The organism is Streptomyces sp. NBC_01750 (genome assembly GCF_035918095.1).
Taxonomy (GTDB): domain Bacteria; phylum Actinomycetota; class Actinomycetes; order Streptomycetales; family Streptomycetaceae; genus Streptomyces.
In genome coordinates, this window is record NZ_CP109137.1 from 8,721,098 (window position 1) to 8,747,237 (window position 26,140).

19 protein-coding genes and 4 pseudogenes are annotated in these 26,140 nt (G+C 68.4%); 12 read left to right on the plus strand and 11 right to left on the minus strand.

From position 1 onward, the window contains the following. Positions 1 to 370 precede the first annotated feature (370 nt). The 5 genes from lanKC to OG966_RS39360 all read left to right on the plus strand — a co-directional run bounded on the left by lanKC (position 371) and on the right by OG966_RS39360 (position 7,771). Positions 371 to 2,980, plus strand: a complete 2,610-nt coding sequence (lanKC, locus tag OG966_RS39340; protein ID WP_326654919.1) for a class III lanthionine synthetase LanKC — start codon at positions 371 to 373, stop codon at positions 2,978 to 2,980. Positions 2,981 to 3,041: 61 nt separating this feature from the next. Beyond that, positions 3,042 to 3,173, plus strand: a complete 132-nt coding sequence (locus OG966_RS39345) for a SapB/AmfS family lanthipeptide (RefSeq protein ID WP_326654920.1) — start codon at positions 3,042 to 3,044, stop codon at positions 3,171 to 3,173. A 118-nt stretch (positions 3,174 to 3,291) separates the two neighbouring features. Then, positions 3,292 to 5,052, plus strand: a complete 1,761-nt coding sequence (locus tag OG966_RS39350; RefSeq protein ID WP_326654921.1) for an ABC transporter ATP-binding protein — start codon at positions 3,292 to 3,294, stop codon at positions 5,050 to 5,052. Next, the gene (locus OG966_RS39355; RefSeq protein ID WP_326654923.1) at positions 5,049 to 6,791 is read left to right on the plus strand and encodes an ABC transporter ATP-binding protein; all 1,743 of its coding nucleotides are present in this window, start codon (positions 5,049 to 5,051) and stop codon (positions 6,789 to 6,791) included. Before OG966_RS39350 ends, OG966_RS39355 begins: the two co-directional genes overlap by 4 nt. A gap of 638 nt (positions 6,792 to 7,429) precedes the next feature. Then, entirely contained in the window at positions 7,430 to 7,771 is a 342-nt protein-coding gene (locus OG966_RS39360) for a hypothetical protein (protein ID WP_326654924.1), read from the plus strand. A 690-nt stretch (positions 7,772 to 8,461) separates the two neighbouring features. Here OG966_RS39360 and OG966_RS39365 read toward each other — a convergent pair. The 10 genes and pseudogenes from OG966_RS39365 to OG966_RS39410 form a co-directional block, all read right to left on the minus strand. Further along, positions 8,462 to 10,102 (minus strand): annotated as a pseudogene (locus OG966_RS39365) (2-oxoacid:acceptor oxidoreductase subunit alpha); the annotation flags it as partial. Further along, positions 10,099 to 10,413, minus strand: a pseudogene (locus tag OG966_RS39370) (flavodoxin-dependent (E)-4-hydroxy-3-methylbut-2-enyl-diphosphate synthase); the annotation flags it as partial. The pseudogenes OG966_RS39370 and OG966_RS39365, both read right to left, overlap by 4 nt. After that, positions 10,413 to 10,588 (minus strand): annotated as a pseudogene (locus tag OG966_RS39375) (thioredoxin family protein); the annotation flags it as partial. The pseudogenes OG966_RS39370 and OG966_RS39375, both read right to left, overlap by 1 nt. A gap of 232 nt (positions 10,589 to 10,820) precedes the next feature. After that, positions 10,821 to 12,854 (minus strand): sensor histidine kinase, encoded by a 2,034-nt coding sequence (locus OG966_RS39380; RefSeq protein ID WP_326651877.1) that lies wholly within the window; start codon positions 12,852 to 12,854, stop codon positions 10,821 to 10,823. Between the two features lie 731 nt (positions 12,855 to 13,585). Beyond that, a complete protein-coding gene (gene dhaL / locus OG966_RS39385; protein ID WP_326651875.1) occupies positions 13,586 to 14,242 on the minus strand; it encodes a dihydroxyacetone kinase subunit DhaL in 657 nt (218 codons plus the stop codon). A 46-nt stretch (positions 14,243 to 14,288) separates the two neighbouring features. Further along, positions 14,289 to 15,281: a dihydroxyacetone kinase subunit DhaK gene (gene dhaK, locus OG966_RS39390; RefSeq protein WP_326651873.1), complete on the minus strand. Its 993-nt coding sequence runs from the start codon at positions 15,279 to 15,281 to the stop codon at positions 14,289 to 14,291. Between the two features lie 170 nt (positions 15,282 to 15,451). Further along, positions 15,452 to 15,859 carry a putative PEP-binding protein gene (locus OG966_RS39395; protein ID WP_326654925.1) on the minus strand — a complete coding sequence of 136 codons (408 nt, stop codon included), beginning with the start codon at positions 15,857 to 15,859 and terminating at the stop codon, positions 15,452 to 15,454. Then, complete coding sequence (dhaL, locus tag OG966_RS39400) at positions 15,856 to 16,497, minus strand: dihydroxyacetone kinase subunit DhaL (RefSeq protein ID WP_326651869.1); 642 nt, start codon at positions 16,495 to 16,497, stop codon at positions 15,856 to 15,858. Before dhaL (OG966_RS39400) ends, OG966_RS39395 begins: the two co-directional genes overlap by 4 nt. Before the next feature lie 133 nt (positions 16,498 to 16,630). Continuing rightward, entirely contained in the window at positions 16,631 to 17,629 is a 999-nt protein-coding gene (dhaK, locus tag OG966_RS39405; RefSeq protein WP_326651868.1) for a dihydroxyacetone kinase subunit DhaK, read from the minus strand. Beyond that, positions 17,626 to 18,402, minus strand: coding sequence for an MIP/aquaporin family protein (locus OG966_RS39410; protein ID WP_326651866.1), 777 nt, complete (start codon positions 18,400 to 18,402; stop codon positions 17,626 to 17,628). Before OG966_RS39410 ends, dhaK (OG966_RS39405) begins: the two co-directional genes overlap by 4 nt. Positions 18,403 to 19,043: 641 nt before the next feature. Here OG966_RS39410 and OG966_RS39415 point away from each other — a divergent pair. Further along, positions 19,044 to 20,288, plus strand: coding sequence for an IS110 family transposase (locus OG966_RS39415; protein WP_326654926.1), 1,245 nt, complete (start codon positions 19,044 to 19,046; stop codon positions 20,286 to 20,288). Positions 20,289 to 20,373: 85 nt separating this feature from the next. Here OG966_RS39415 and OG966_RS39420 read toward each other — a convergent pair whose 3' ends face one another. Continuing rightward, positions 20,374 to 21,150, minus strand: coding sequence for an IclR family transcriptional regulator (locus tag OG966_RS39420; protein ID WP_326654927.1), 777 nt, complete (start codon positions 21,148 to 21,150; stop codon positions 20,374 to 20,376). Between the two features lie 59 nt (positions 21,151 to 21,209). Between OG966_RS39420 and dhaM the strand changes: the two genes are divergently transcribed. The 6 genes and pseudogenes from dhaM to OG966_RS41060 all read left to right on the plus strand — a co-directional run. Next, entirely contained in the window at positions 21,210 to 21,602 is a 393-nt protein-coding gene (gene dhaM / locus OG966_RS39425) for a dihydroxyacetone kinase phosphoryl donor subunit DhaM (RefSeq protein WP_326654928.1), read from the plus strand. After that, entirely contained in the window at positions 21,586 to 21,885 is a 300-nt protein-coding gene (locus OG966_RS39430; RefSeq protein WP_326654929.1) for an HPr family phosphocarrier protein, read from the plus strand. The genes dhaM and OG966_RS39430 overlap by 17 nt, the downstream gene beginning before the upstream one ends. Positions 21,886 to 21,936: 51 nt before the next feature. Beyond that, a complete protein-coding gene (locus tag OG966_RS39435; protein WP_326654930.1) occupies positions 21,937 to 22,407 on the plus strand; it encodes an ATP-binding protein in 471 nt (156 codons plus the stop codon). Between the two features lie 524 nt (positions 22,408 to 22,931). Next, positions 22,932 to 24,179, plus strand: coding sequence for a group II intron reverse transcriptase/maturase (gene ltrA / locus OG966_RS39440; RefSeq protein ID WP_326654931.1), 1,248 nt, complete (start codon positions 22,932 to 22,934; stop codon positions 24,177 to 24,179). 238 nt (positions 24,180 to 24,417) lie between these two features. Next, positions 24,418 to 25,428: a LysR family transcriptional regulator gene (locus OG966_RS39445; RefSeq protein ID WP_326654932.1), complete on the plus strand. Its 1,011-nt coding sequence runs from the start codon at positions 24,418 to 24,420 to the stop codon at positions 25,426 to 25,428. Between the two features lie 101 nt (positions 25,429 to 25,529). Then, positions 25,530 to 25,711, plus strand: a pseudogene (locus tag OG966_RS41060) (IS701 family transposase); the annotation flags it as partial. Positions 25,712 to 26,140 lie beyond the last annotated feature (429 nt).

A 26,140-nucleotide genomic window follows, 5' to 3' on the forward strand; every position in this document is an offset into this window, starting at 1 on the left:
CATGCAGGCGCTGGGTGGACGGGTCTGTCCGGGGCTGCCGATGGCGCGCTGGAGGCCTTCGGCGGCTCTTGTGAGTTTGGGGCGGCTGCGGGTGGGGGCTCCGGCATTCTTGCTGGGGGACCCCGCCGGCTGCAGGCCGTACGTTGCGCACGACGGCCGCTGGTGCGCCGCTGCCGTTCCGCACCCGCCGGGGAGCCCACGGGCGTCCCGGCGCCCGGCTGAACGCCCCTCGGTGTCCTTCCACGACTTTGAGATCGATGCTTGATGATGTGTTACTCGTGCGTTCCGCATGCTTGTTGCGTGACAAGTGTGACTGTTCCGGCTCGCGGCTACGTGACAGCGTCTCTGTGTCACCAGCCGAAGGAGTCTGATGAACAAGGGGTACGCCGCATTCTGTGATGTCAGCCGTCATTTCTACGACGCGCCGTACCGGCGGGCGTCTGATGGTGCAAGCAGCGGTGCCCCGTACCCGGTTACGGGGCGCGACCTGCCAGAGGGGTGGCAAAGGCACCGTTCCGGTGACTGGCTGGCCTTCCGCCCCTTGGAGCGGGAACTCCCCAGCCAGGGATGGAAGATCCACGTCTCCGCGTGTCTGGACAACGCGGAGAAGATCCTCGGGACTGTGTGGGATTACTGCGTCCCACGTTCTGTCGCCTTCAAATGCATGCCGAGCCGGTACTTGCTCCATTCCCGTAACGCGAAATACGCGAATCGCGCCGCCAGCGGAAAGTTCCTCACGGTCTATCCGGCCGACGAGGAGGAGTTCCGTACTCTCGCTGAGGACCTGGACGAGCTCCTCGCCGGCGAACCCGGTCCGGTCATCCTCAGCGATCTGCGTTTGAGCACCGGTCCGGTCTACGTGCGCTACGGCAGCTTCACCGAGCGGTACTGCTATGACGAGAGCGGCGAGTTGGTTCCCGCGGTGTCGGACGCACAAGGGCAGTTGGTGCCCGATCGCCGGGACCCGACCTTCCATGTCCCCCCGTGGGTCACTCTCCCGGCGTTCCTCGAACCGCATGTGGCGGCCCGCGCCTCGACCACGGTCGCTGATGTCCCTTACCGGTTCGAGCGCGCGCTGCACTTTTCCAACGGCGGCGGCGTGTACGTCGGCCGGGATGTGCGCACGGGTCGGCAGGTGGTCCTGAAGGAGGGCAGGCCACATGCGGGCCTTGCTGCCGACGGAGCGGACGCCGTTGCTCGTCTCGAGCGTGAACGCGACGCTCTGCAGAGACTGGCCGGACTCGCCTGCACCCCTGAGGTACTGGACTGGTTCGCCCTCGGAGAGCACTCCTTTCTTGTCATGGAGTACATCGAGGGGCGGCCTCTGAACAACTTCTTCGCCCACCGGCACCCGCTCATCGAGGCCGACCCCAGTACGGAAAAGCTCGCCGAGTACACACACTGGGCGATGCGGATCTACCGTCTCGTCGAGGAAGCCGTGGAGGCTGTTCACTCCCGGGGCGTGGTCTTCAACGATCTGCACCTGTTCAACATCATGCTGTCCGAGGACGAATCCTCGGTGGTGCTCCTGGACTTTGAGGCCGCCGCCATCGACGACGTGACACGGCGGCAGGTGGTCGCCAACCCGGGGTTCGTCGCTCCCGCCGACCGCAGGGGATTCGACGTCGATCGGTATGCCCTGGCGTGCCTGCGTCTGGCGTTGTTCCTCCCGCTGACGAGTCTGTTTGCGGTGGACCGTGCCAAGGCCGGCCATCTGGCTCGGATCGCCGGGGAACAGTTCCCCGTACCGCCGGCCTTCCTCCAAGAGGCCGTTGCGGAAATCCAGCGGGGCCTCCCGATGACGTCACCCGGCCCAGCGGGCCCGGAAGTACAGGGGGAAGGGGCCGAGTACCTGCCCGTGCGGCTTGCGGACTGGCCGCGCAGCCGGGACTCCATGGCAGGGGCCATCATCGCGTCGGCCACACCGGAACGTGAGGACCGTTTCTTCCCCGGAGACATCGCCCAGTTCGCCAACTCGGCCGGTGGTGCCTGCTTCTCCTATGGAGCGGCAGGAGTCCTGTACGCGTTGGCCGAGACCGGCGCGCAGCGTTGTCCGGCGGCCGAGGAGTGGCTGCTGCGGGCCACCAAGTCCTCCGCCTCCGGCACACCGCTGGGGTTCTACGACGGACTGTCCGGCATCGCGTGGGTACTCGACCGGCTCGGGCATCGGGAACAAGCACTCGACCTGGTCGACACCCTCACCTCAGGGCCCTGGCATGACATCGCGCCCGACTTGCACAGCGGCCTGGCAGGTCTCGCACTCGCCCTGGACTCCCTGGCCACGTCCACCGGCGAGCACACCCTGCACGGCAAGGCACTGCAGTGCGCGCAACTGATAGCCGACAAGGTCGCCTCACCCGCGACAGGTCCTTCCGCTGAACCTGTCGCCACCCGCGCCGGACTTCTGCACGGCGCCAGCGGAACGGCGCTGCTCTTCGTGCGCCTTTACGAACGAACCGGCGACCGTGCCCTGTTGGACCTTGCGGCCGACGCCCTGCGCCGCGACCTGGAACGCTGCGTCCGCAGCGCCGGCGGCACCCTCCAGGTCAGCGAAGGCTGGCGGACCATGCCGTACCTCGGAGCCGGCAGCGTCGGAATCGGTATGGTCCTCGACGACTACCTCCTGCACCGCCGTGACGAACAGTTCGAACAGGCACGACAGGACATAGTCCGGGCTGCACAGGCCAAGTTCTACGCCCAGCCCGGCCTGTTCCGCGGAGCCGCGGGCATGGTGCTGCATCTGAGCCGTACCACGGCCGCGGGCCCCGGCACACATGACGCCGATGTGCGCCGCCAGATCGACTCACTCTCCTGGGGCGCCATCCCCTACCAGGGCCAACTGGCCTTCGCGGGGGAGCAGATGATGCGTCTCTCCATGGATCTGAGCACCGGCACCGCCGGCTGCTTGCTCGCCCTGGGCAGCGCCCTGCACGAGACTCCCGTGCACCTGCCCTTCCTCCCGCCGCCGAGGCGGCCCTAGAACCGGCTCCCTTCGGGGAGCCGCAAGGAAAGAACCGTCCCCAATTGAGAGGAACACGACCATGACCCTTCTCGACCTGCAGATGATGGAAACCCCCACCAGCGAGATCACCGGCGAGCTCGGCACCGGCGGCAGCCGCGCGAGCCTGCTGCTGTGCGGCGACAGCAGCCTCAGCATCACCACGTGTAACTGAGCTGTCGCCTACGGGGTCTGAACACCCCGTGAAATGACCGCAGTGGCCCCGGCTGACGCACCGCCGGGGCCACTGCGCTCCGACCCGCCCCTGCCACGAAGACGAGGACCGCACACCTATGGCCCTCACCCACCGCTCGCCTGCCAGGCAACCCGCACCGGCCGCCCGTGCCCGCCATGTGCTGGTCGACGCAGCCCGCCACAGTGCCGGCCACGTCACGGCCGTGCTTGTCTTCAGCGCCGCATCCGCCGCCGCGACCCTCGCGCTTCCGGCCGCGCTCGGCATCGCACTGGACCGCACCCTGAACGGGGCGGCAGGCCTGCACCGCGCTGTCGTGCTGTGCGCGCTCCTGATCCTCACCGAAGTCCTCTCCGACGCTCTCGTGGCGTACCTGAGCGGCGTGACCAGTGCGCGCAGCACCGCACGCATCCGGCGCCGGGGCATCGAACATCTTCTGAGCCTCGAGCCGCGTCGCGCCGCCGACCAGTTCACCGTGGGTGATCTCGTCACCCGCCTGACCGGTAACGCCGCTGACGCCGGCACAGCCCCCGTGACCGTGGCCGCCGGCGCCGCCTCGCTCCTGGCTCCGCTCGGCGGCCTGGCCGCGCTGGCGCTCACCGATCTCTGGCTGGCAGCCGCCTTCCTGGCCGGAGCTCCCCTCCTGCTTCTGCTGCTGCGCGCCTTCACACGCCATTCCTCCGACAGCATCACGCAGTACCAGCGCATCCAGGCCACCATCGCGTCCCGCCTCGTGGAGGCCCTCGGCGGTGCGCGCACCATCGCTGCCGCAGGAACCGCAAAAAGGGAACGCGCGCGCATCCTGGCACCCCTTGAGGCCCTGAGCGCACAGGGACGACGCATGTGGCAGGTGTACGGCCACGCCGCAGCCGGCAGCAGCATCCTGGTGCCGCTGCTGATCACGCTTGTGGTCGCCGTGGGCGGGATCCGGCTCGTTGACGGAAACCTGAGCGTCGGCCGGCTCCTCGCCGCAGCCGCCTACACCAACCTCGCCGCCGGCCTGGGCGCGGTCACCGGACAACTCAACGCTCTCCTGCGCAGCCGTTCCGCTGCCCGCCGCACCGCCGAAGTCCTGTCCGTCCCCCCGGTGCGGCAGGGGCGGCGCCCGTTGCCGGAGGGGGGACCGGGCCGCCTGGAGCTGCGGGGCGTCACCGTCATCCGTAACGGAGCACCCGTACTGCACGACGTCGATCTGACCGTCCCCGGCGGGACGACCATGGCCATCGTCGGCCGCTCCGGCGCCGGGAAGTCGACGCTTGCCGCCCTGGCGGGCCGCCTGACCGACCCCGACGCCGGCCAGGTACTGCTCGACGGAGTGCCGCTGACCGAAGTCGACCCTGCGCACCTGCGCAGGGAAACCGGCTACGCCTTCGAACGTCCGGTCCTGTTCGGCGAAACCGTCGGCGCTGCCATCGCTTTCGGACCGGATGCGCTCAGCCCCCGCCACATCGAAAAAGCAGCCCGCGCGGCCGGGGCCCACACGTTCGTACAGCTGCTGCCCGGCCGCTACGGGGCCCGGCTCCTTCAGGTTCCCCTGTCCGGCGGAGAACTCCAACGACTGGGGCTGGCGCGGGCCTTCGCTCACGCCGGTCGCCTGCTCGTGCTCGATGACGCCACCTCCAGTCTCGACAGCGTCACGGAACTTCACGTGGGACGGGCCCTGGTGCGCGATGTACACCCAGGGACCCGCCTGCTGATAGCCCACCGTGTCTCCACCGCGGCGCGCGCCGATCTCGTCGCCTGGATGGAGAAAGGCCGGATCCGCGCGGTGGGTCCGCACGAACGCCTGTGGGAGTACGCCGGCTACCGTGCGGTGTTCGCCGGCCCTGAAGAGTCCCCGACGAGGGACCCGGACTCATGACGGGCGGGCGGATCCTGCCACAGGCGCTGCGCTTTCTGGGCCGCCGCAAGCGGGTACTGCGGACTCTGGGAAGCTGGTCTCTCCTGGAATCCCTGCAGACCTTCGTCGGCGGTTACAGCGTCGCAAAGTCGTTGGACCAGGGGTTCCTCGCCGGCCGCCCGGGCACCGGACTGCTGTGGCTGGCTCTTGCCGCTGTCGCCGCCCTCGCGGGCGGTCTGGCCACCCGAGGAGTCTTCGGCGGCCTTGCCGAGCTTGTCGAACCCCTGCGGGACGCACTGATCCGCAGGGTGACGTCGAAAGCGCTGGCCGAGGCGATGGCGGGGGTCGCGCGCAGCGCGGACAGCGCCGTTGTCTCGAGGCTGACGCATCAGACCGAAATCGCACGCGACAGTTTCGCCGGCCTGGTGCTGGTCGCCCGGTCTTTTCTCTTCACCACAGCTGGTGCGCTGGCGGGTCTGGCCTCGCTGGCTCCGCAGCTCCTGCTGGTCGTCGTGCCGCCTCTCGTTCTCGGGCTGCTCCTGTTCACCGCCACGCTCATCCCCATGGCAGCCTGCCAGCGCGACTTCCTGCGCGCCGACGAAGCCCTGGCAGCGCAGACGGGAGCTCTGGCGCAGGGCCTGCGCGACGTGGTGGCCTGCGGGGCCACGGCGCAGGCACGCGACCTCACCTGTGCTCTGATCGAGAACGAGGCACGCACGGCCCGGGCCCTCGCCCGATGGGCGGCCGCCCGCACCCTGGCCCTGGCGGTGGCAGGACAGCTCCCGGTCGTTCTGCTGCTGGCCGCGGCCCCATGGCTCCTGCGGCAAGGAGTCACGGCCGGCACCCTGGCCGGCGCATTGACCTACCTCATGCAGGCGCTCCTGCCGGCGCTGCACACGCTGGTGCAGGCCCTGGGAGCCGCAGGGACGAGACTGCTTGTCGTCCTCGACCGGCTGACGGCCGGAACCTATCCGGATCCGCTCACCTCGGCAGCAGTCACCGACTCCGACTTCGTGCATCACACCGACGGTCGGCAAGCGCCGGCAGTCGAACTGCGCACGCTGACGTTCGCCTACCGAAGCGACGCCCAGCCGGTGCTGCGCGACCTCAGCCTCACCATCGCGCCCGGAGAGTACCTCGCCGTCGTCGGCCCCAGCGGCATCGGCAAGTCCACCCTGACCGCGCTCATCGCCGGCCTGCTCACCCCCGGCCAGGGACAGGTACGGGTTCACGGGGAAGCGGCACGGATGAGTGCGTCCGGCGAACCGTCCCGGCTCCGGGTGCTCATTCCCCAGCAGGCGTACGTCTTCAGCGGAACGCTGCGCGAGAACCTGCAATATCTGTGCCCCGGCGGAGTATCGGCAACGGCTATGCGCCACTCCGCCGAAGCGGTCGGAGCCGCCCCGCTGATCCGGCGCCTGGGCGGATACGACGCAGTGGCCGACCCTGCCGCGTTGTCGCCCGGCGAGTGCCAGCTCATCGCCCTGGCCCGGGCCCATCTTTCGCCCGCACGGCTGATACTGCTCGATGAGGCGACCTGCCACCTCGATCCGGCAGCCGAGGCACAGGCCGAGGCGGCATTCGCCGCGCGGCCCGGCACTGTGATCGTGGTGGCCCACCGCATCAGTTCGGCCCAGCGAGCCGACCGGGTCCTCGTGCTCGACGGCGTCCACGCCGCACTGGGAACCCATGAACAGATGCTCGACCAGTCTCCGCTCTACCGGGACCTCGTCGGCCAGTGGCATGCCGAGCGCCTGTGACGGCACGCCTGGATCATCGGCGCTCCCGTGGATTCCCGGTCCGTCCCCCCAGCCTGTGCTGGGGAGGAAGCTTTTCTGACCTGCGCTCGTGGACGGGCACCGGTTCCTGGCGTGGATGCCAGGCAGAAGGGCCGTCGCCGGCGCCGTTGCTGATCACGGACAGGGCGCCCCACGGGACCGAGCATGGTGAGCTGCCAACGAAATGCGCTGACCTGTGGTTTTGCCGGTAGTCCTGCTGTGGGGACCCTCTGGTGAAGGCGCGGGGGCCACCAGGTGGCCCGACCGCCGGCAGGGAGCGGGGCATGTGCCTGCCGGTGTGCTGTGAGAAAGGCCGGCGTCCGCGTCCAGCCGCCACCGCCCCGTACCGCCCCGTACCGCCCGTGCCGCCCGCACACCTGCTCCCACCGCGACGCGTACCGCACCACCCGCACCGCAGCCCCCAGCACGTACGGGGGTGCCGGCCGCTCCCCGGGCCGTGCCGACGGAGTCTGGCCGCTATCAGGGCCCCTCTCGTCCGTCAAGTCCCGAAATGCAGGGTCATGACCGGTCTGCCCGGTTCAGGGCTTACTGGATGCACGGGTTCACCGGAGCAGCCGGACCACCTGAACCCCCCACCCCCTCACCTCAAGGAGAGCACCATGATCCGCACCACTCGGACCCAGCGCCTGGCCGTCATCACCGCCACCACCGCCCTCGCCGCCGGAGGGGCCATGCTCTCCTCCACCGCCCACGCCGCCCCGGCCCCCCACACCACCAAGATCAGCAACCAGCACGACGACCACCACAAGGACGGGTTCAAGAAGAAAGACAAGCCCGGCAAGGGCACCAAGAAGACCACCGTCACCAAGCGCACCACGATCATCCGCCCCGACGGCACCATCATCATCAAGGAGAAGACAAAGACCATCGAACGCAGCAAGGGCTTCCACAAGTCCAACGCCCGCTTCGACGACACCCACACCAACAAGAAGGACAGCTGACCCCACGGCCACCATGTCTCCGGGCCGACCGACCACCACCGCCGGCCCGGAACACTGCGCGGGGGAGCCGGACGGAACGCCACGCTGATCCAGAGCCCGGGTATCCATCCGCCTCGCCCAGGCATGGGCTCGCCTCGGTGGACGGGATGCGGTTCGTCATCCGGTGCCGAGCGGGCCGAGTGCGGACCATAAGCGACGCGGCCCGCACTCCTGCACGCTGGACGGTGAATCGGCGCACTCGGCCTGTAGGCAGGCCGGGGAGGAGTGTGCAGCCCGGCCTGGCCGCCGACGTGTCCGGCCAGATAGACACGCAGCTGGCTGCAACCAGCCCGGGTGTCTGAACTGTCCTGCGGTGTGTGACCTCGAACCTGCCTCGGCGCCGGGCCGAACGGCGCGGCTAATGCCTTTGGCCCGTCGGCACCGTCCTCATTCTGACTTTCGCCACCGCGATCGCCGCGGTGGTCTTCGCCGGGTGGGACCTGCTCGGCGCTCAGGGCCTCAAGCCCGAGCGCCGGCTCACCCCAAGCACGTTTTCGACCTGGTGAAACTGTCTTTCGGAGTGGTCGCCGGGGCCGGTGCTCTGGTTGCCCTGGTCGTGGCATACCGGCGACAGCGGATCGATGAGGACGGCGCCCTGCGCGATGCCACCCGCCTGCATACCGAGCGCTTCACCACCGCCGTCTCCCAGGTCGGTGAGGAATGCCGGAGCTGGGCATTGCGCGCGAGAACATCGTCTTCGTCTCGGGCCGGCCGCGGTGATCGGCCCCTACGTCGACCCCAGCCCAGCACCAGCAGCCAGGCGTCGCCTGACGGGTCGTCGACCTCCAGGTCGGGTACGGCGATGCCGTCGATCTTGGCCTGGCGGGTGCGGACACGAAGTCGTGGTTGGCGGGGTCATAGGAGATGTTGCCCGTGCCGTCCTCTATCTCCATGCCGCCGATGCGGTGTTCCAGGCCCGGGGTGCCCGGCGGCGCCCAGGGGCGGGCCAGGGTCTCGGGGTCGCGCAGGTACGGCCAGAAGGAGCCGTCGGGGCGGTTCGGTGCGGTGGCGAACTCCACGCGCAGATCGGGCAGTTCGGCCACGTCGGGGATGTGCCAGGGCTCGGAGCCGTTGGCGAGGTAGCCGTCGGAGAGCAGGAACACCGGGGTGCGGTAGGTCAGCGCGATCCGCGCCGCCTCCAGGGCCGCGTCGAAGCAGTCGGCCGGGGTGTGCGGGGCGATCACCGGCACCGGGGCCCCGCCGTTGCGGCCGTACATCGCCTGGAGGAGATCCGCCTGCTCGGTCTTGGTCGGCAGGCCGGTCGAGGGGCCGCCGAGCTGGATGCCGACGACCAGGAGGGGGAGTTCGAGGGAGACGGCGAGACCGATGGTCTCCGACTTGAGGGCCACGCCCGGCCCGGACGTCGTCGTCACCGCCAGCGACCCGCCGAAGGCGGCGCCGATGTCGGCGATCTCGTCCTCCGCCTGGAACGTGCGCACACCGAAGTTCTTGTGCCGCGACAGCTCGTGCAGGATGTCCGAGGCCGGGGTGATCGGGTACGAGCCGAGGAACCGGGGCAGCTGCGCGCGCTCGGCGGCGGCCACCAGGCCCAGGGCGAGGGCCAGGTTGCCGGAGATGTTGCGGTGGCGGCCCGGGGTGAAGGCGCGCTTCGCCGGGGCGACCTCGTAGGAGACGGCGAACGACTCGGTGGTCTCGCCGTAGTTACAGCCCGCCCGGAAGGCGGTCATGTTGGCCTCGGGCAGCTCCGGATTCTTGGCGAACTTGGTGCGCAGGAACTTCTCGGTGCCCTCGGTGGGCCGGTGGTACATCCAGGACAGCAGCCCAGCGCGAACATGTTCTTCGCCCGCTCCGCGTCCTTGCGGGTGAGCCCCGAGTCCTTGAGCGCCTCGACGGTCAGCGTGGTCAGCGCCACCGGGTGCACCCGGTACGCCTCCAGCGTGGCGTCGTCCAGCGGGCTGGTGCTCCAGCCCACCTTCGCGAGGGCGCGCCGGGTGAACTCGTCGGTGTCGGCGATGACTTCGGCGCCGCGCGGCAGATCGGCCAGGTTGGCCTTGAGCGCGGCCGGGTTCATCGCGACCAGGACGTCCGGGGCGTCGCCGGGGGTGATGATGTCGTGGTCGGCGAAGTGCACCTGGAACGACGAGACTCCGGGCAAGGTGCTGCGGGGGCGCGGATCTCGGCGGGGAAGTTCGGCAGCGTCGACAGGTCGTTGCCGAAGCCGGCCGTCTCCGGCGTGAACCGGTCGCCGGTCAGCCGCATGCCGTCGCCGGAGTCACCGGCGAAGCGGATCACGACCCGGTCGAGCTGTTTGACGGTGGTCGGTGTGCTCACTTGGCGCTCTCCTGCCCGGCGGAGGGGGCGGCCTCGGAAGAGTCGTCGTCTTCGTCCTGCCGCATCAGCTCGGCGAGCTTGAACGCCTCCTCGATGAGCGTCTCGACGATCTTCGACTCGGGGACGGTCCTGACGACCTGGCCTTTGACGAAGATCTGCCCCTTGCCGTTGCCGGAGGCGACACCGAGGTCCGCTTCCCTGGCCTCGCCGGGGCCGTTCACCACGCACCCCATGACGGCCACACGCAGCGGGATGTCCATGCCCTTCAGACCGGCCGTGACCTCTTCGGCCAGCTTGTACACGTCGACCTGATGTTGAGCTTGACGATCTCGATCTTGTCGCCGTATTCCTCGGCAATCTTCTCCAGCGACGGCGCCAGCTGTCGGCAGGGACCGCACCAGGCTGCCCAGAAGTCGACGAGGACAGGCTTGTCGCTCCTGAGGCCTCCGCCTCGAACGAGTCGTCGGTCACGCTCTTGAGGGCCATGTGCGGACTCCTCTCCGGAGCGGCCACGGCCGAGCAACTCACCAGCATCCGGTGAGCTCGGTGGGGGCCGGTACCGACAGGGCGGCGTGCCGCCGCCGGGGCTGCTCAGACTCGACGGCCTCCGAGTTGAGCAACCCGTCCTCAATGTTGAGCCTGTCACCGGACATGGACGTGTCCAGGACGCGGTGCCGCGTTACGGCCCCATGGCGCGGAGAGGGTCGCGGTAGCGCCCTTACTCCTTGCCGGCCAGGCGGGTGCCGGTACGGCGTGTCCGGTACGCGCGTTTGGTCAGCGTGCTCTCGTCGAGTTGCTCGGTTGTGTCGTAGTTGCGCCAGCCGGTGAGGCGTCCTTCCGGGTCGTACCTGGCTGACAGTCCGGGAGGATCCATGTGATCTCCGTGTTCCCGGACCACCTTCTGGGGCAGCATGACCACTGCTGTGATGCCGCGAGTGGATGAACTGCGGAGCTGGACGCGTATGCCGTGGCGGGCGGAGAGCTGGCCGACGACGAACACACCCATGCGCCGCGCCACCGAGACGTCGACGACTGGCGGGTTCAGGAGCCTGTCGTTGGCCTCCTCAAGGTCCTTTGCGGTCATGCCGATGCCGCTGTCCTGGATTTCGACCGTCGCGCCGCCGCCGGACAGCAGCTGGCTCCTGACGAGCACCTCGGTGTCCGGAGAGGAGAACGTGGTCGCGTTCTCCAGCAGCTCTGCGATGAGGTGAACGATGTCGTTCACTGCCCGGCCGTCGACGTCCGCGGTCACCAGTCCGCGTAGCTGCACACGCTGGTACTGCTCGACCTCACTGGTGGCGGCCCGGAGGACATCCACGAGCCGGACTGGGGCACTCCAGCGGCGGCCCGCCTCCTCGCCCGCGAGGACGAGTAGGTTTTCCCCATTGCGGCGCATGCGGGTGGCCAGGTGGTCGATCTTGAAGAGGCTGGCGAGCAGGTCGGGGTCCTGCTCGCCGTTCTCCAGATGGTCGATCAGCTCCAGCTGCCGTTCCACGAGGTACTGGCTGCGCTGCGAGAGGTTGACGAACATCGCGTTGATGCGGCCTCGCAGTTGCGCTTGCTCGAACGTCAGCCGTACGGAGTCGCGATGGACTTCGTCGAACGCCTGGGCGACACGGCCGATCTCGTCGACCGAGTTGATGCCCGCGGGCTCGACCTTGATGGCCTCCAGTTGCGTGTCGCCGGAGCCCCGCAACAGCCGGACCACCTCGGGCAGGCGGCGTTCCGTGATATCGAGCGCGGAGGCGCGCAGGGTGTGCAGCGGGCCGACAATCGACTGCATGACGACGTGCGTCACACCGAACGTGAGCAGGAGGATCAGCAGCACGACGAGCGAGGTGATGAACACTGAGCGCTCGGCCTGGTGCTGCTCGCGCGAGCTCTCGTCTTCGACCGATCCGACGAGCCGCTTCTCGACCAGGCGCATCAGCTCGAGCTTGCTCGTCATGGTGTCGAACCGCTCGCCGGCGTCGAGGCGGAGGCGGCTGGTGCCATGCCGGGCGAGCACCTGCTTCTGGAGCATCTCAACCTTGTTGACGTCCCTTTCGGTGACGGTGCGCTCGTAGAACTGACGCTGGGCCGGCGGCGCGTCGGACCGGAACTCGCCGATCAACGCCTGTTGCTGCCGGCTGGCGAGGGTCAGGCCCTGGGCCTCGCTCGAATCGAAGTGTGCCTGGGTCAGCACCCCGCCGAGCAGCGCGCGTTGCCGGGAGGCTGCCTCCGTGGCCTGTGCGAAGGTCTCGAGCGCACCGGCCCTCACGGCAAGGGTCTGGTGGGCGATGTCCGGCGTGAGAAGGTCAAGGGCGTCGGTGAGCTCGGTGATCAACTCCGTGTATGCGTTGACCACGGGCAGCAAGCGCATTTTCGAGCGGGCTGCCGTGTCGCGCAGTGACGCCACTTTCCCGCCAGAGGCGTTGAGCACCGCGAGCCGGGTGGCCAGGACGGGGTTCGTCCCGCGGTGGACATGGGCGACCTCGGTACGGACCCGGGCGAGCGCCGCGTCGACCTGGGAGCGCTGAGTGTCCAGCCGGCTCGTGTCGCCCCTACGCCCGGCCGCAACGTAGAGCGCGGTGAGATCGCGTTCGTCCTCAAGCTCCTCCAACAGCCCCGTGCCCTTGTCGAGGGTACGAACGAGCTGGCGGACGTTGTTGACGTCCTGTGCGTTCTGCACGGCCGAGCCGATCCGCAGACCGCCGAGTACGAGCGTGACGATGATCGGGATGAGCACCACAGCCACCAGCTGGGTACGCACACTCCAGTTACTCGGGGCGAACTCCGCATGGTTGCTGCCCCTGTACGGGCGACGCCCTCCACCTGCACGCGCGGGGCCCGGATCGGTATTGCCCGGCTCGGTACCGCCGTTGTCGGAACCGTTGCCTCTCGCCTGGGGCGTCTGCACCGGTTCCGTGCCGTGGCGATTCGCCGTGGATTGTGTTTGCACTGCCCTCGCACCTTCTCCTCGCCATTGAACGTGCGCGATTCAGGGGCTCGTGCGCCCATCGCGGACGCGCCCCTCATCGCGCGAGTGCGCTTGTCGTGACGTCGCTGAAAGAGGCCATGGCCTCGTGCACCCCCTGGCAGGTGCCTGGTGCAGCTGACTACGCGTCGGTCTCGGAGCTGTTCAAGATCGCAACCACTCCTTCGGTGGCGGTGGCTGTGGCGATCGGTGCCCAGCCGTCCGTCATCTGTGCCTGTCAGCGGCTAGAGGCTGGCATCGCCGGCGAGTTCGGCCGTGCCAGTGGCGAGGCCGTCTTCGGCGCCGTGGGCCAACCGGACATCCAAGAGGGGTTGCTGTCCGCGCCGGCCCAGCGCCTGACCGACCGATCCCGAGTTGCTGCGGCGTGTCCTCATAGCCAGGTACGAGCGGGGGGTAGGCGGTCGAGGACCAGATACCAGCGGGTCACGGTCGCTCGACCCGCCACGACGCCGCGAGGGCCGTGCCGGGAGACGCTCTCGTGTCGGCCCACCGGTCGGACACCACGTTCATGACGCCGTCCCTGCGCCTGGCCGCTTGCTTGCCGCGGTGACAGTCGCAAGGGCGGACAGAATGAGCACGGTCGACGCCGCGCCGGGGTCCTCGTGACCGATGGTGCGGGCGCCGAGATAGCTCGCGCGGCCCTTCCGGGCCTGCATGGCGACGGTCTGCTTCAGGCCCCGCACGGCGGCGTCGTATGCCGCGCGGGTGGCGTTGCTCAGGTCGCCGCCGGTGTCGATGACGGCCTGGTAGGCGGTCACGGCCGGGCCGAGGGCGTCGATCATCGTCTTGTCGCCCTCGAGTGCCGCGCCGATCCGCTGGATGCCGGTGAGGGCAGCTGCCAACGCCGCCCCGAGTTGTGCCGCAGACACGTCGGGTTCCTCGCCCAGGGTCCCCGCGGCCTGCCGGAAACCGGTGCCGTACAGCGGTCCCGAGGCGCCGCCGGTCTTGCTGATCAGTGCCCGGCCGACGGTGGCGAGCACCGCTCCGGGGGTGGACGGGTTGGTTTCGTCCAGCATGGCCACCGCCGCCTGCAGGCCACGGCGCATGTTGATGCCGTGGTCGGCGTCGCCGACAGCGGAGTCGAGGCGGGTCAGATGATCGGTGTTATCGACCACCAGTCGGGCCGCCTCGTGGATCCAGGCCCGGAACATGCTCGCGTCCATTGTCGTCCTTCTCCCTCGTGGTGTCCGTCGTGGTGTCCGAGGCCGTTCAGCGTCCCCAGCGCAGTGCGGGGGTCTCTACGGGGGCATCCCACAGATAGGTGAGCTGCGGCGTGAGCCGGCACACCGTGATCGTGCAACCGGCCATGTCCAGGCTGGTGATGTAGTTGCCGACCAGGTTGCGGGTGATCCACACGCCATGGTCGGCGAGCCACTCGGCAACCGCGGCATACACCACGTACAGCTCAAGAAGCGGGGTGCCACCCAGGCCGTTGACCATCACGAGCACTTCGCCTGAGAGCGGCATGTCGGCGTGGATGGCGTCCAACGCGACAGCGACGATCTCCTTGGCGGAGACGAGCCTGCTGCGGGCGCGACCGGGCTCGCCGTGGATGCCGACGCCCAGCTCGATCTCGTCCTCGCCCAGCTCGAAACCGGGCTTGCCCGCCGCGGGCACCGTGCACGGCGTGAGCGCCACCCCGAACGAACGGGACCGGTCGTTGACCTCCCGGCCCCAAGCCGCAGCCGAGGCCAGGTCCGCGCCAAGCTCGGCAGCCGCACCGACGATCTTCTCCACGAACACGGTCGCCCCGGTACCCCGCCGGCCCGCCGTCCACGTACTGTTCTCCACGGCGACATCGTCATTGACCACGACGCCCTCCACCCGCACGCCGTCGTCGGCGGCCAAATCGGCGGCCATCTGGAAGTTCAGCACGTCGCCGGTGTAGTTCTTCACGATGTGCAGCACCCCCGCCCCGCCGTCAACGGCCCGCGTGGCGGCGAGTATCTGGTCCGGTACGGGAGAGGTGAACACCTCACCGGGACAGGCCGCATCCAGCATCCCGTACCCGACGAACCCGCCGTGCAGCGGCTCGTGCCCGGACCCGCCACCTGACACCAGGCCGACCTTCCCAGCGGTCGGCCCGCCCGCGCGGACGATGTAGCGGTCGGACGTGTCGACCACCAGTGAGGGGTGCGCTGCGGCCACGCCGACGAGAGCGTCGGCGAGCACCTCATCGGGCGAGTTGATGAGCTTCTTCACGGTTCAGGCCCCTTCTCGACTGGATAAGAACATCAGCAGAAATCCATCAAATGGTATGTATCAGTAGGATTTGTCAGGGCGTCATCTTGCGCGTCACACAGGTCCTTTGATGGGCCGGTCCGGTCGGACCTGCCCATGCTCGACTGATCGCGCCATGTGCGCGGCTCGAGTCAGGGCAGCGACGGCTGGCAGCACTGCTCGACGAGTCGCCAGACCTCTTCGGGGGTTTCGCGGGTGAGGGCGATGGCCGCCAGGGAGGCGCAGGTGTCATGGCGCAGGCGGCGGATGCGGGCGCGTACTTCGTCGACGGCGGCTGGTGCTACGGAGAGGATGTCGCAGCCGAGGCCGATGAGCAGGGGGGTAACGAGGGGGTCTGCGGCGGCGTCGCCGCAGACGGATACCTGGCGGTTGTGGCGGTGGGCGACGGCGTCGAAGGCGTCGGTGATCTGCTGTGCGGCGTCGCCACCGGTGCGGTGGGGGAGCGCGGTTGTGCTGGGCGAGCGGTCGGTGCGGTGGAGGAACCCCAGGGCTATGCCGGGTGCGGCGGTATGCCCGGCGTAGGTGTGGCGGTTGGTCATCGGGCCACCACCGTCTCGGCGAGTGCGCGGAAGATCAGGGCGGTGGAGGTGGCCCCTGGGTCCTGGTGGCCGATGCTGCGGGCACCGAGATAGGAGGCCCGGCCCTTGCGCGCCTGCATGGGAGTGGTCGCGCGCATACCCTCTTCGGCAGCGTCGGCGGCGGCCCCGGCCGCGGCGGCGAAGTCGGCTCCGGCGCCCGCGTGCTGCTGGAAGGCTGCCAGTGCGGGAGCGTAGGCGTCGATCATGGTCTTGTCGCCGGGTGCGGCCGCGCCGAGCTTCTGGACACTCTCCAGGCCGGCGGCGAGTGCGGTGGCGAACTGCTGCGTGTCGGCGGTGGGTGCGTCAAGGGCCTTGCCCATGGCGCGGAACGCGCCGCCGTAGAGCGGGCCGGAGGCACCCCCGACGCTGGAGATGAGTGTGGTGCCCGTCTTGACCAGCACGGCCCCGACGGTGTCCGGCTCGTAGTCGGCCAGGGCCGTGGTGACGGCGGAGAAGCCGCGTTTCATGTTGACGCCGTGGTCGGCGTCGCCGATGGCCGAGTCGAGCTGGGTGAGGTGGTCCTTGTGCTTGTCGACGGCGGCGGCGATGGCCCGCACCCACGTGCGGGCGAGGTCGGTGTCCACGGAATCTCCGTTCATGGTTGGTGCGTGGCGGGTTCACGGTTGGGCGAGCCGGGGGCGGGGGCGGATGCGGGGGGGCGGTCGGGTGAGCTGGATCGGGAAGGCTCCCGCCCGGCCCTCGCGTATCGCGCGGCCCCGCCCCCGGCTCGGTTCAGGCGCCCCAGCGCACGGCTGGGGTGTTCACAGGTGCGTCCCACAGGGACAGCATGTCGGCGTCGGCCTTGCACACGGTGATGGAAACACCGGCCATATCCAGGCTGGTCACATAGTTCCCAACAAGATTGCGGGCGATGACCACGCCCTTGTCCGCCAGGGCGGCCGCGACCTCGTTGAAGACCACATACAACTCGATGAGCGGGGTGCCGCCCAGCCCGTTGACCATGACGATGGTCTCCTCGCCGGCGGCGAGCGGCTGGTCGGCGAGGATGGCGTCCAGGGCGGTGGCCACGATCTCCTTGGCGGAGCGGAGCTTCTCCCTGCGGCGGCCGGGCTCGCCATGGATGCCGACGCCGACCTCCATCTCGTCCTCGGGCAGGTCGAAGCCCGGCTTGCCGGAGGCCGGGGTGGTACAGGCGGTCAGTGCCACGGCGAAGGACCGGGAGGCGGCGTTGACCCGCTTGGCCATCTCGGCGACGGCGGCGAGGTCGGCGCCCTGCTCGGCGAGAGCGCCGGCGATCTTCTCGACGAAGACGGTGGCGCCGGTGCCCCGGCGCCCGGCGGTCCAGGTGGAGTCCTGGACGGCGACGTCGTCGTCGACCAGCACGGTCTCCACCGTGATGCCTTCCTCGGCGGCCAGTTCGGCGGCCATCTGGAAGTTGAGGACGTCACCGGTGTAGTTCTTCACGATGAACAGCACGCCGGAGCCGCCGTTGACGGCCTGGGCCGCGGCAAGCATCTGGCCGGGCACGGGCGAGGTGAACACCTCCCCAGGACAGGCGGCGTCCAGCATGCCGAGTCCCACGAAGCCGCCGTGCAGCGGCTCGTGCCCGGAACCGCCGCCGGAGATGAGTGCGACCTTGTCCGGTCTGGTGCCGCCCGCGCGGGTGATCACCTTGTTCTCCGCGTCGACCTTCAGCTCCGGGTGAGCGGCGGCGATGCCGGCCAGGGCCTCATCCAGCACCGCCTCGGGAGCGTTGATGAGCTTCTTCACGACAGGGCTCCTTCGGCAGTGGCGGGCTGGGCGGCCTGGCTCTCAGCCCCATTTACAGCGGCGGCCTTGCGGTGGGCGTTGAGGGCGGTGTAGAGGACGCCGGCGGCGAGGGCGCCGATCACCTCGGCGGCCAGGTAGACGGGCAGCTGGTCCCAGTGGACCGTGCCGTTGAAGAGCTCGCCGGTGATCATCGGGCCGAGCGTCCTGGCCGGGTTGATGGACGCCGCGGTGGCGGGCGCCACCGGAATGATGATCGCGAACACGCCGAGGCCGATGGCCAGGCCCGCGAAGCCGCCGGCCGCGCGCCGGTCGATGGCCCCGAAGACGATGAACGCGAGGATGAACGTGCCGATGGCTTCGGCGAAGAAGGCCTGCCCCGCGCCGACACCGGTGCCGTAGGCGGCGATACCGAGGCCGACATCGACCGCCTTCTTCCCCAGCACCCCCACGATCGCGAGCGCCCCCAGCACCGCACCGGCCACCTGGGCCGCGATGTAGCCGGGGACGTCCCGCCAGGGCATCTTCTTCGTGGCCGCCAGGGCCAGGGTGATGGCCGGGTTGATCTGGCAGCCGGAGATATGGCCGATCGCATAGACCATCGCGATGACCGCGGTGGCGAAGGCCAGCGAGATCATTCCCAGCTGCGCCATGGTGAACGGGGCGTCGCCGCCGACGATGAGCGTCGCGGGGACCGAACCGACACCGATGAACACCAGCACCGCGGTGCCCAGCATCTCGGCCACAAGCTTCTGTGAGTAAGAGTTTTCTTCCATGATGGCGCCCAGCGCCGAGCGGCAGCTTGGGCGTCTCACCTCCTCCGCGTGGAGCGGGCTATGAAGGGAGGTGGCCGCCAGGTGGTCAGGGGTCGGGCACCTGGCGGCCGGCTCAGGGGAACCGGATAACCAGCGGAATCCGGCAAGACGTTCACTATGGATGAACGTTGTTCCGGAAGTTAAGCCCGCGTTTCAGACCTGTCAAGAGGTTCGGCGACTGTCGGGCACTACGGACACGGGAAAGGCCCCACGGCGATGCGCCGTGGGGCCTGGGTACAGGTGCCGGGGAGCGGGAAGGCGGGCGCCGCAGCCGAGCTGCAGGTGGATGCGGAGTGTGTAGGTCAGCGACTCAGCGCACCTTCGGTGCGCGCCGGGGGCGTGGTAAATGCCGTGGCGCGCGCCGGAGGTGCTTCTGTCTGCCCTGACGTGGGCTGGTCTCGGTCCGGGACGCTGGTGGGGTTCGTTCCGGCCGAAACCGAGGCTTCTGTGATGCCGGTGAGCTCGCAGGTCAGCGTGGTGCTGGGGGCCTTCCACGGGCACCGTGGAGTGTTGCTGTGAGCACGGGCGTCAGAATTCCTGTTTCACCCTGGCCCTCCCGGAACGGCGGACCGTCTGGCCGTTGACCGGGGAGGAGCAAGGTCATGGACGTGCTGCACGAACGCTGCGCGGGTTTGGACATCAGCAAGAAGGACGCCAAGGCGTGCGTGCGCACCCCGAGTACGAAACGGCGCGGCTCTTTCACCACCGAGACCACGACCTGGGGCTCGACGACGAACGCGGTACTGGCCCTGCGGGACCACCTACTCACCGCCGAGGTCACACTCGTCGTGATCGAAGCGACCTCGGACTACTGGAAGCCCTTCTACTGCCTACTCGTTGAGGACCTGGACGTGATCCTGGTCAACGCGCGGCAGGTCAAGAACCTGCCTGGCCGCAAGACGGACGTCTCGGACGCGGCCTGGCCGGCCCAGCTCGGTGCCCACGGTCTGGTGAGGCCCTCGTTCGTGCCGCCGCAGCCGGTGCGCGAACTGCGGGATCTGACCCGGGCCCGCACCCAGATGACCCGCGAGCGCGGACAGATCGTCCAACGCGTGGAGAAACTCCTTGAGGACACCGGCATCAAACTTGCCGCGGTCGCCGCCGACATCATGGGCGTCTCCGGACGGGCCATGCTGGAGGCCCTCATCGCCGGGGAATGTGACCCGCAGGCCCTGGCCGAACTGGCCAAACGACGCATGCGCGGCAAGATCCCCGAGCTGACCGAGGCCCTGACCGGCCGGTTCCGGCACCACCATGCATTCCTGGCCAGGCTGTATCTGGACCAGTACGACCACCTCACCGGCGCGATCGGGCAGCTGGATACGCGTATCGAGGAGGCGATGGCCCCCTTCCAGCCCGCCCTCGACCTGCTCGACACCATCCCCGGCGTCAACCGGGCCGTGGCCGAAGTGATCATCGCGGAAACCGGCGGCGACATGAACCGCTTCGCGACGGCCAAGCACCTCGCGTCCTGGGCCGGGGTCTGCCCCGGCCACCACGAGTCCGCCGGCCGCACCAAGAACACGAAGGTCCGCCCCGGCAACCCGTATCTCAAAGGCGCCCTCGGGCTGGCGGCGTTCGGCGCGGTGAGAACCAAGGACACCTATCTGCAGGCCCGCTACAAGCGTCTGACCGCCCGCCGCGGCCCACTGCGGGCCCTGGTCGCCGTCGAGCACTCGATCATCACCGCGATCTGGCACATGCTCACCGACAGCGTCCCCTACCAGGAACTCGGCGGCACCTACTTCGCCCACCGCGACCCCGAACGCGCCACCCGCCGCGCGATCACCGCACTCAACCAGCTCGGCTACACCGTCACCCTCAATCCACGGGAAGACGCCGCCTGACCAACAGCCCCGAACACCCGGCGACCCACGGCCACCGGGCACCCAGTACTGCCCACCCCCACCCTGACCTGCATCTATTTACGCGTCAGGTGCTTGCGATGCGGGCTACCCCGCGGGGGGCGCCCAGGTCGCGGGAGAGGTTGCGGGCGGTCTCCCGGACCGCGACGGCCAGCTCCTGGCGTGCTGATTCGGCCAGTAGGCGCTCGACAGGGCCGACAATGCCGATGGCGCCGACCACCTCGCCGGAACGGTCGAAGACAGGGGATGCGATGCCCGCGTCCCCGATGGCGGACTCCTGATCCTCGATCGCGTACCCCGTCCTGAGGATCTCCTTCAGCTGGCCGGCCAGCTCCTCCCGGTCGGTGATGCTGGCGCCGGTGAGCACTGCCCGGTCGCCCGCGAGCAGCCGCTCACCCACGGCCGCCGGAGCGAAGGCCACGACGGCCTTGCCCAGGGCGCAGGTGTTCCACGGGATGCTGGCTCCCACCTCGAGGATCTGCACGGCACCCTCGGGCCGGAAGGCGTGGTGCACCACCAGGACATGGTCGCCGGTGAGCACGGCCACCCACACCGCCTCGTTCGTCCGGGTGGCGAGCTGGTCCGCCCAGGTCAGTGAGCGGGTCCGCAGCTCCTGGGTGTCCAAGTAGGCGTTGCCCAGCTGTACCAGGTCCGGGCCGAGCTGGTACTTGGAGCTGTCCCGGTCCTGCACCACCAGCCCCTCGCGCTCCAGCGTGCGCAGCAGCGCATGGACGGTGGGCTTGGCCACGCCCAAGCGGTCGGCCAGCTCGGTCACACCAAGCCGGGGCCCAGTGGATGCGAGATCCCGCAAGATCTGCACCGCCCGATGAACCGCTTGCACCATCGAAGAATTCTCCTCGTTCAGTATTGATGAACAATGTTCCGTGATTTAACATGCTGTTCATGAGCGCATCTGTCGGCATCGTACTCGTGTCCCACAGCGCCGAGCTCGCCGCAGGACTTCGCCTGCTGGTCGAGCAGATCGGCTCCGATAACGTCGCCGTCGCCACCGCCGGGGGGACCGCCGAAGGCCGGATCGGCACCAGCTACGACCTCGTTCTCGCCGCGATCCGGGATGCCGATCGCGGAGCCGGCGTCGTCGTCCTTCCCGACCTCGGCAGCTCCGTCCTCACCGCCCGCACCGTCCTGGAAGACCATCCCCGCACCGACGTAACGATCGTCGACGCACCCTTCGTCGAAGGAGCCGTCGCAGCCGTCGTCACCGCCGCATCCGGCGGCGATCTCAAGACCGTCGCCAACGCCGCCAAGGAGGCCCGCAATGTCCCCAAGCTCTGACGCCACCACCACGACCGCCACCACCACGGCGAGTCACGAAACCTCCGTCGTCCTGCCCGCCAACCTGCACGCCCGCCCCGCAGGCCAACTCGCCCGCGCCGCAGCCGAGTACACCAGCGCAATACAGCTGGAACACAGCGGCCGGACCGTCAACCCCACCGGCGTCCTCGCCGTGATGGGCCTGGGCGCCACAGCCGGAAGCACCGTGACCGTCCGCGCCGAAGGCCCCGACGCAGAACAGGCCGTCACGGCGCTGGCCGACATCCTCGCCACCGCCGAATAACCCGGCGCCCGGCCAGCCATGAGGATCCGAGACGAGTGGAGGTGGCCGAGGATGACCACCCCGGCCATGCCCAGGTCCGACACCGACGTGGACCTGCTCCCGCGGACCGAGCACATCTGCCCGCTGCCGCACATCCCCGAGGGCGTCTCCGTCGTGCGCCGCCGCGCACGCAGGGTCCTGGGCCACTGGGCCCTGCCCACGGAGACAGCAGACGACGCCATCCTGGTGATCTCGGAACTGATCACCAACGCGATTGCCCACGCACTGCCCCCAGCAGTGCTGCGGCTGTCGATGCCCGTGGTCGGCGGCCGTCGCGGCCTCCGCATCGAGGTCACAGACGCTGGGCCCCTAGCCCGGCCGCGCCGATCACCCGACAGCCCGCACCCTGCGGAACATGAGGAACACGGCCGCGGGACCGGCATCATCGCCGCCCTCTCCATGCGGCACGGCGTATCCCATCACCTCCACAGAATCACCCGATGGGCGGACCTCCACGTGGCGTCCAGCTGGTCAGTCCCATAGAAGTTGGGCACCCGCCCAGGACTGCTCCGAGATCACTGCCGCGTCTCCTGGTTGTGCGCCAAGTCGGGTGCCTCGTCGCTCGGCGTGCACCAAGCCTGTCATCGCGGCAGGGAGTGCACGCTCAGCTCGCGTCCTTCTCGATGGCCTCGAAGAAGTCGGCGTCTGTGTCCTGCTGCCAGGCGGGAAGGTCGGGCCCCGGGAAACGTGGCTTTCCTATAGCCGGCAGAACCGGGAAAATGGCGGGTTGTCGAGAGGCAGTCGGAGGGGGTCGTAGTAGTGGGGTATCGGTGGGACAACACAACCCGCTGGGAGCGAAGGGCCCCTGCTTCATCGTTGCGTTTCGCGAACAGGGAGGGATCCGGATGAGTGCCGTTTCGGCTAGATCCATCCGCCGGGAGGAAGGCGCCGCTGGACCGGGTAGCCGTCCTTTGGACAAGGTCCGAGCCCTGCAACGGACGCTTTACCGCTGTGCCAAGCAAGAACCCGAACGCCGGTTTCACGCCCTGTATAGCCATGTCCACCGCATGGACGTTCTCAGGCGGGCATGGGCCGGCGTGTGTGCAAACCAGGGTGCCCCCGGCGTGGACGGCATGACCGTTGACGCGGTGGCGGCCTCGGGGGTGGATGCATTCCTCCAGGACCTATCGGAGAAACTGCGGACTTATGCGTATCGTCCGTCGGTGCTGCGGCGGGTCCAGATTCCCAAACCGGGACGGCCGGGGGAGTTCCGGCCGCTTTCGATCCCCACCGTGGCAGACCGGAGGGTGATGACGGCTGCGAAACTGGTCCTGGAACCGGTATTCGAGGCGCAGTTCACCGAGGCGAGCTACGGATTCCGGCCCAAACGATCCGCGATCGACGCGTGCGAAGCCGTGCGGGTCGCCGCGAACCAGCGGAGGGAGTGGGTACTCGAGGCCGATATCCAGGACTGCTTCGGCACGATCGACCATGAGGCGTTTATGGCCCAGGTGGCCCAACACGTGGTGGACCGGCCGATGTTGAAACTGATCCGGGCTCGGCTTCGAATGGGAGTTCTGGAGGGCGGGGTGACCTCCCCAACCGGGGCGGGAACCCCGCAGGGTTCACCGATTTCCCCGTTGCTGGCGAATATCGCGCTGCACGTTCTCGATGAGGCGTGGCAGAACCAAGGCCGTCGGCTGGGGACACTGGTGAGGTACTGCGATAATTTCGTAGTGCTGTCGCCGACCAGACAACGGGCAGAAGAAGCCCGTGAATTGGCGGCAGGAGTGCTTGGACAACTAGGTATGCGCTTGCACCCCGAGAAGACCGGCATCGTCTGCCTCACCCGAGGCGGGCAGGGATTCGATTTCCTCGGCTTCCACCACCGGAAGACGGAATCGTGGAAATGGCGGGGCAGGTACTACTTGCAACGCTGGCCCTCGGCCAGAGCGATGCGGGTGCTGCGGGACAAAGTCCACGCGGCGACCGCTCGTTCGAAGACTGAGCGGCCGGTATCCGCCGTGGTAGCTGATCTCAACCCCGTGCTGCGGGGCTGGGCCACGTACTTCCGTAACGGTAACTCAGGGCAAGTTCAACGTGGTCGACGGCCACGTCCACGAGCGGCTGGCGATTTTCGCCAGCGCGAAACACAGACTCGCGGGCAGGAACTGGGCCACCCGGTTTACCTATGGGTGGATCACCCGGCTCGGTGTCTACCGTCTTACCGGAAACGTGCACAGAGCGACGGCGCATGCCAGCCGGTGAAACGATGTCGGAAAGCCGTGTGCGGGAGAACTGCATGCACGGTTTGAAGCGGCGGGGACTGGAAATGGAGCATCAGCACCGCGCCAGTCCCCGACCCTACTAAGTGGCTCGGCTCTCCGCACAGCGACCGTGGGATTGACCTGGTGGGGGTCGGCTCCGGGGGATGCCATATCGGAGCCCGGGCGAAGCTCGCCCTTCAGCCCGCTTCGGGCAAAGATCAAAGGTTAACGAACAGGGGAAGGATACTCCTCCAGTGGACATAAGATGCAGCTTGAAGCTTCAAGGATGTCTGTGGAAGCCGCGTCCCTCTGCGTCACGGACAAGCGGCGGTCAAGCTCCGAGGAAGGAAGGACCACTTCAGTGGATCGTCGGCCAGAGTTCAGCCTCACGCAGCTTCTCTACTTCGTTACCATAGCCGAGACCGGAAACATATCCGAAGCCGCCGAACGCCTCCACGCGTCCCAGTCCGCGGTGTCCGCCGCAATTCAGCGGCTGGAACGGCAGCTGGAGAACCAATTACTCGTGCGGCACCGCGCCAAAGGAGTCAGCCTGAGCCCGGCAGGCAAGTTGCTCATCGACGACGCACGGGAGATCCTGAGGCAGGCCCAGGCCCTGAAGCACCTCAGCAGCAAGCTCCAGAGCGAGTCCGGAGGGCGCCTCGACATCGCATCCTACTACTCGATCACCTCCTGCTTGATGCCGAGAGCCATCTCCCGAGCCACGGCTTCCCATCCCTACCTGACGGTAAACGTCCATGACGCCCACACACCGGTAGACCTGCTATTGAACGGCACATGCGAACTGGCCGTAACCCATAGTTTTAACTTATCGGAGGAGACCAGATTCACGGAAATAGTCAGGCCTAAGCTGTACGCACTAATCGAGCAGAGCCACCCGTTGGCCGATTCGAGGACGGCCTCGTTGGCTGATTTCAAGAGCGATTCGCTCCTGATGGCAGACACGCCTTCCCCCAATCGCATTTACGCGTACATCGAGAGCGCCTTCAGAAAATCCGAAATCCCCATGCCCGAAGTTATTTCCACAACCGGGCTGGAGGCGATGCGCGCTTTGGTGGGGGCCGGCGTCGGATTCATGCTCACCCATCACAGACGCCCGTCGCCGGGCACACCGGACGGAGGTCGAATCTCCGCGGTGGAAATTACCGACGCCCTCCCGCAGCTGTCCATAGGCGTGCTGATACTACGGCAGAGTCCGCCGAGTCAGCGTGCGTGTGACTTCGTGAGAGCCCTCCGCATGACGGCCCAGGAAGTATACGTGCCGATTACTGACGTTTAATGCGTAATGTTGTCATGGTGGGGTGGGCGCCAGTCCGGTGCCGGTACTACAGCCGTGACTCGTGTCCGTGTCCGGTAACCGTGTGATGCGTTGACCTGTGTGTGAGTGCGGAGCGGGCTGTACAGATCTGGGCGGGCTGGTTCGATGACTTCTTCGCCTCTTTGGCGGGTGTCTTCGGGGGGTCGAGCCGCGCCGGATGGCGATGGCCTATGTGAAGGCGCTGGTGGCGCCGGTCGAGCGCAAGAACGGGTGGGTGCGGCACGAGGCGCCATGCGACCGGGTGGGGGTGCGAGACCTCCACCGCCGGGCCGTCGCAGCGGCCGGGTAGAAGCTGAGGGCAGTCTGATCCGGGGAGCGCTGGGGAGGATGGAAAGCAGCCCTGACAACGCCGGGACGGTGCGGCACTGCCAGACGCGCCGGGTTCGGCAAGCAAGGCCAGAAGGCGTGCGAAGAGGAACCCGTGTAAAGCCCCGTAAGTCTTGTCACCAGGCTCAAATCTGGCGGATATGAGCCCGGGAAGCAGTGCGTGACCACACATGTTTCGGCGGGTGGTCAACTTCGAAGCCGGTCTCCAACTGCCGGTGGGGAGGCCACGCTGAAAGCCTACGGCGTAGGCGTGGCGAAGCTGCCGGGGTAGTAGCGGGACGCCGAACTGGCCGATCGGCACTTGGTGAACGTGGGAACTACCTGCGGTCGCCCTTCTTTTCGGACA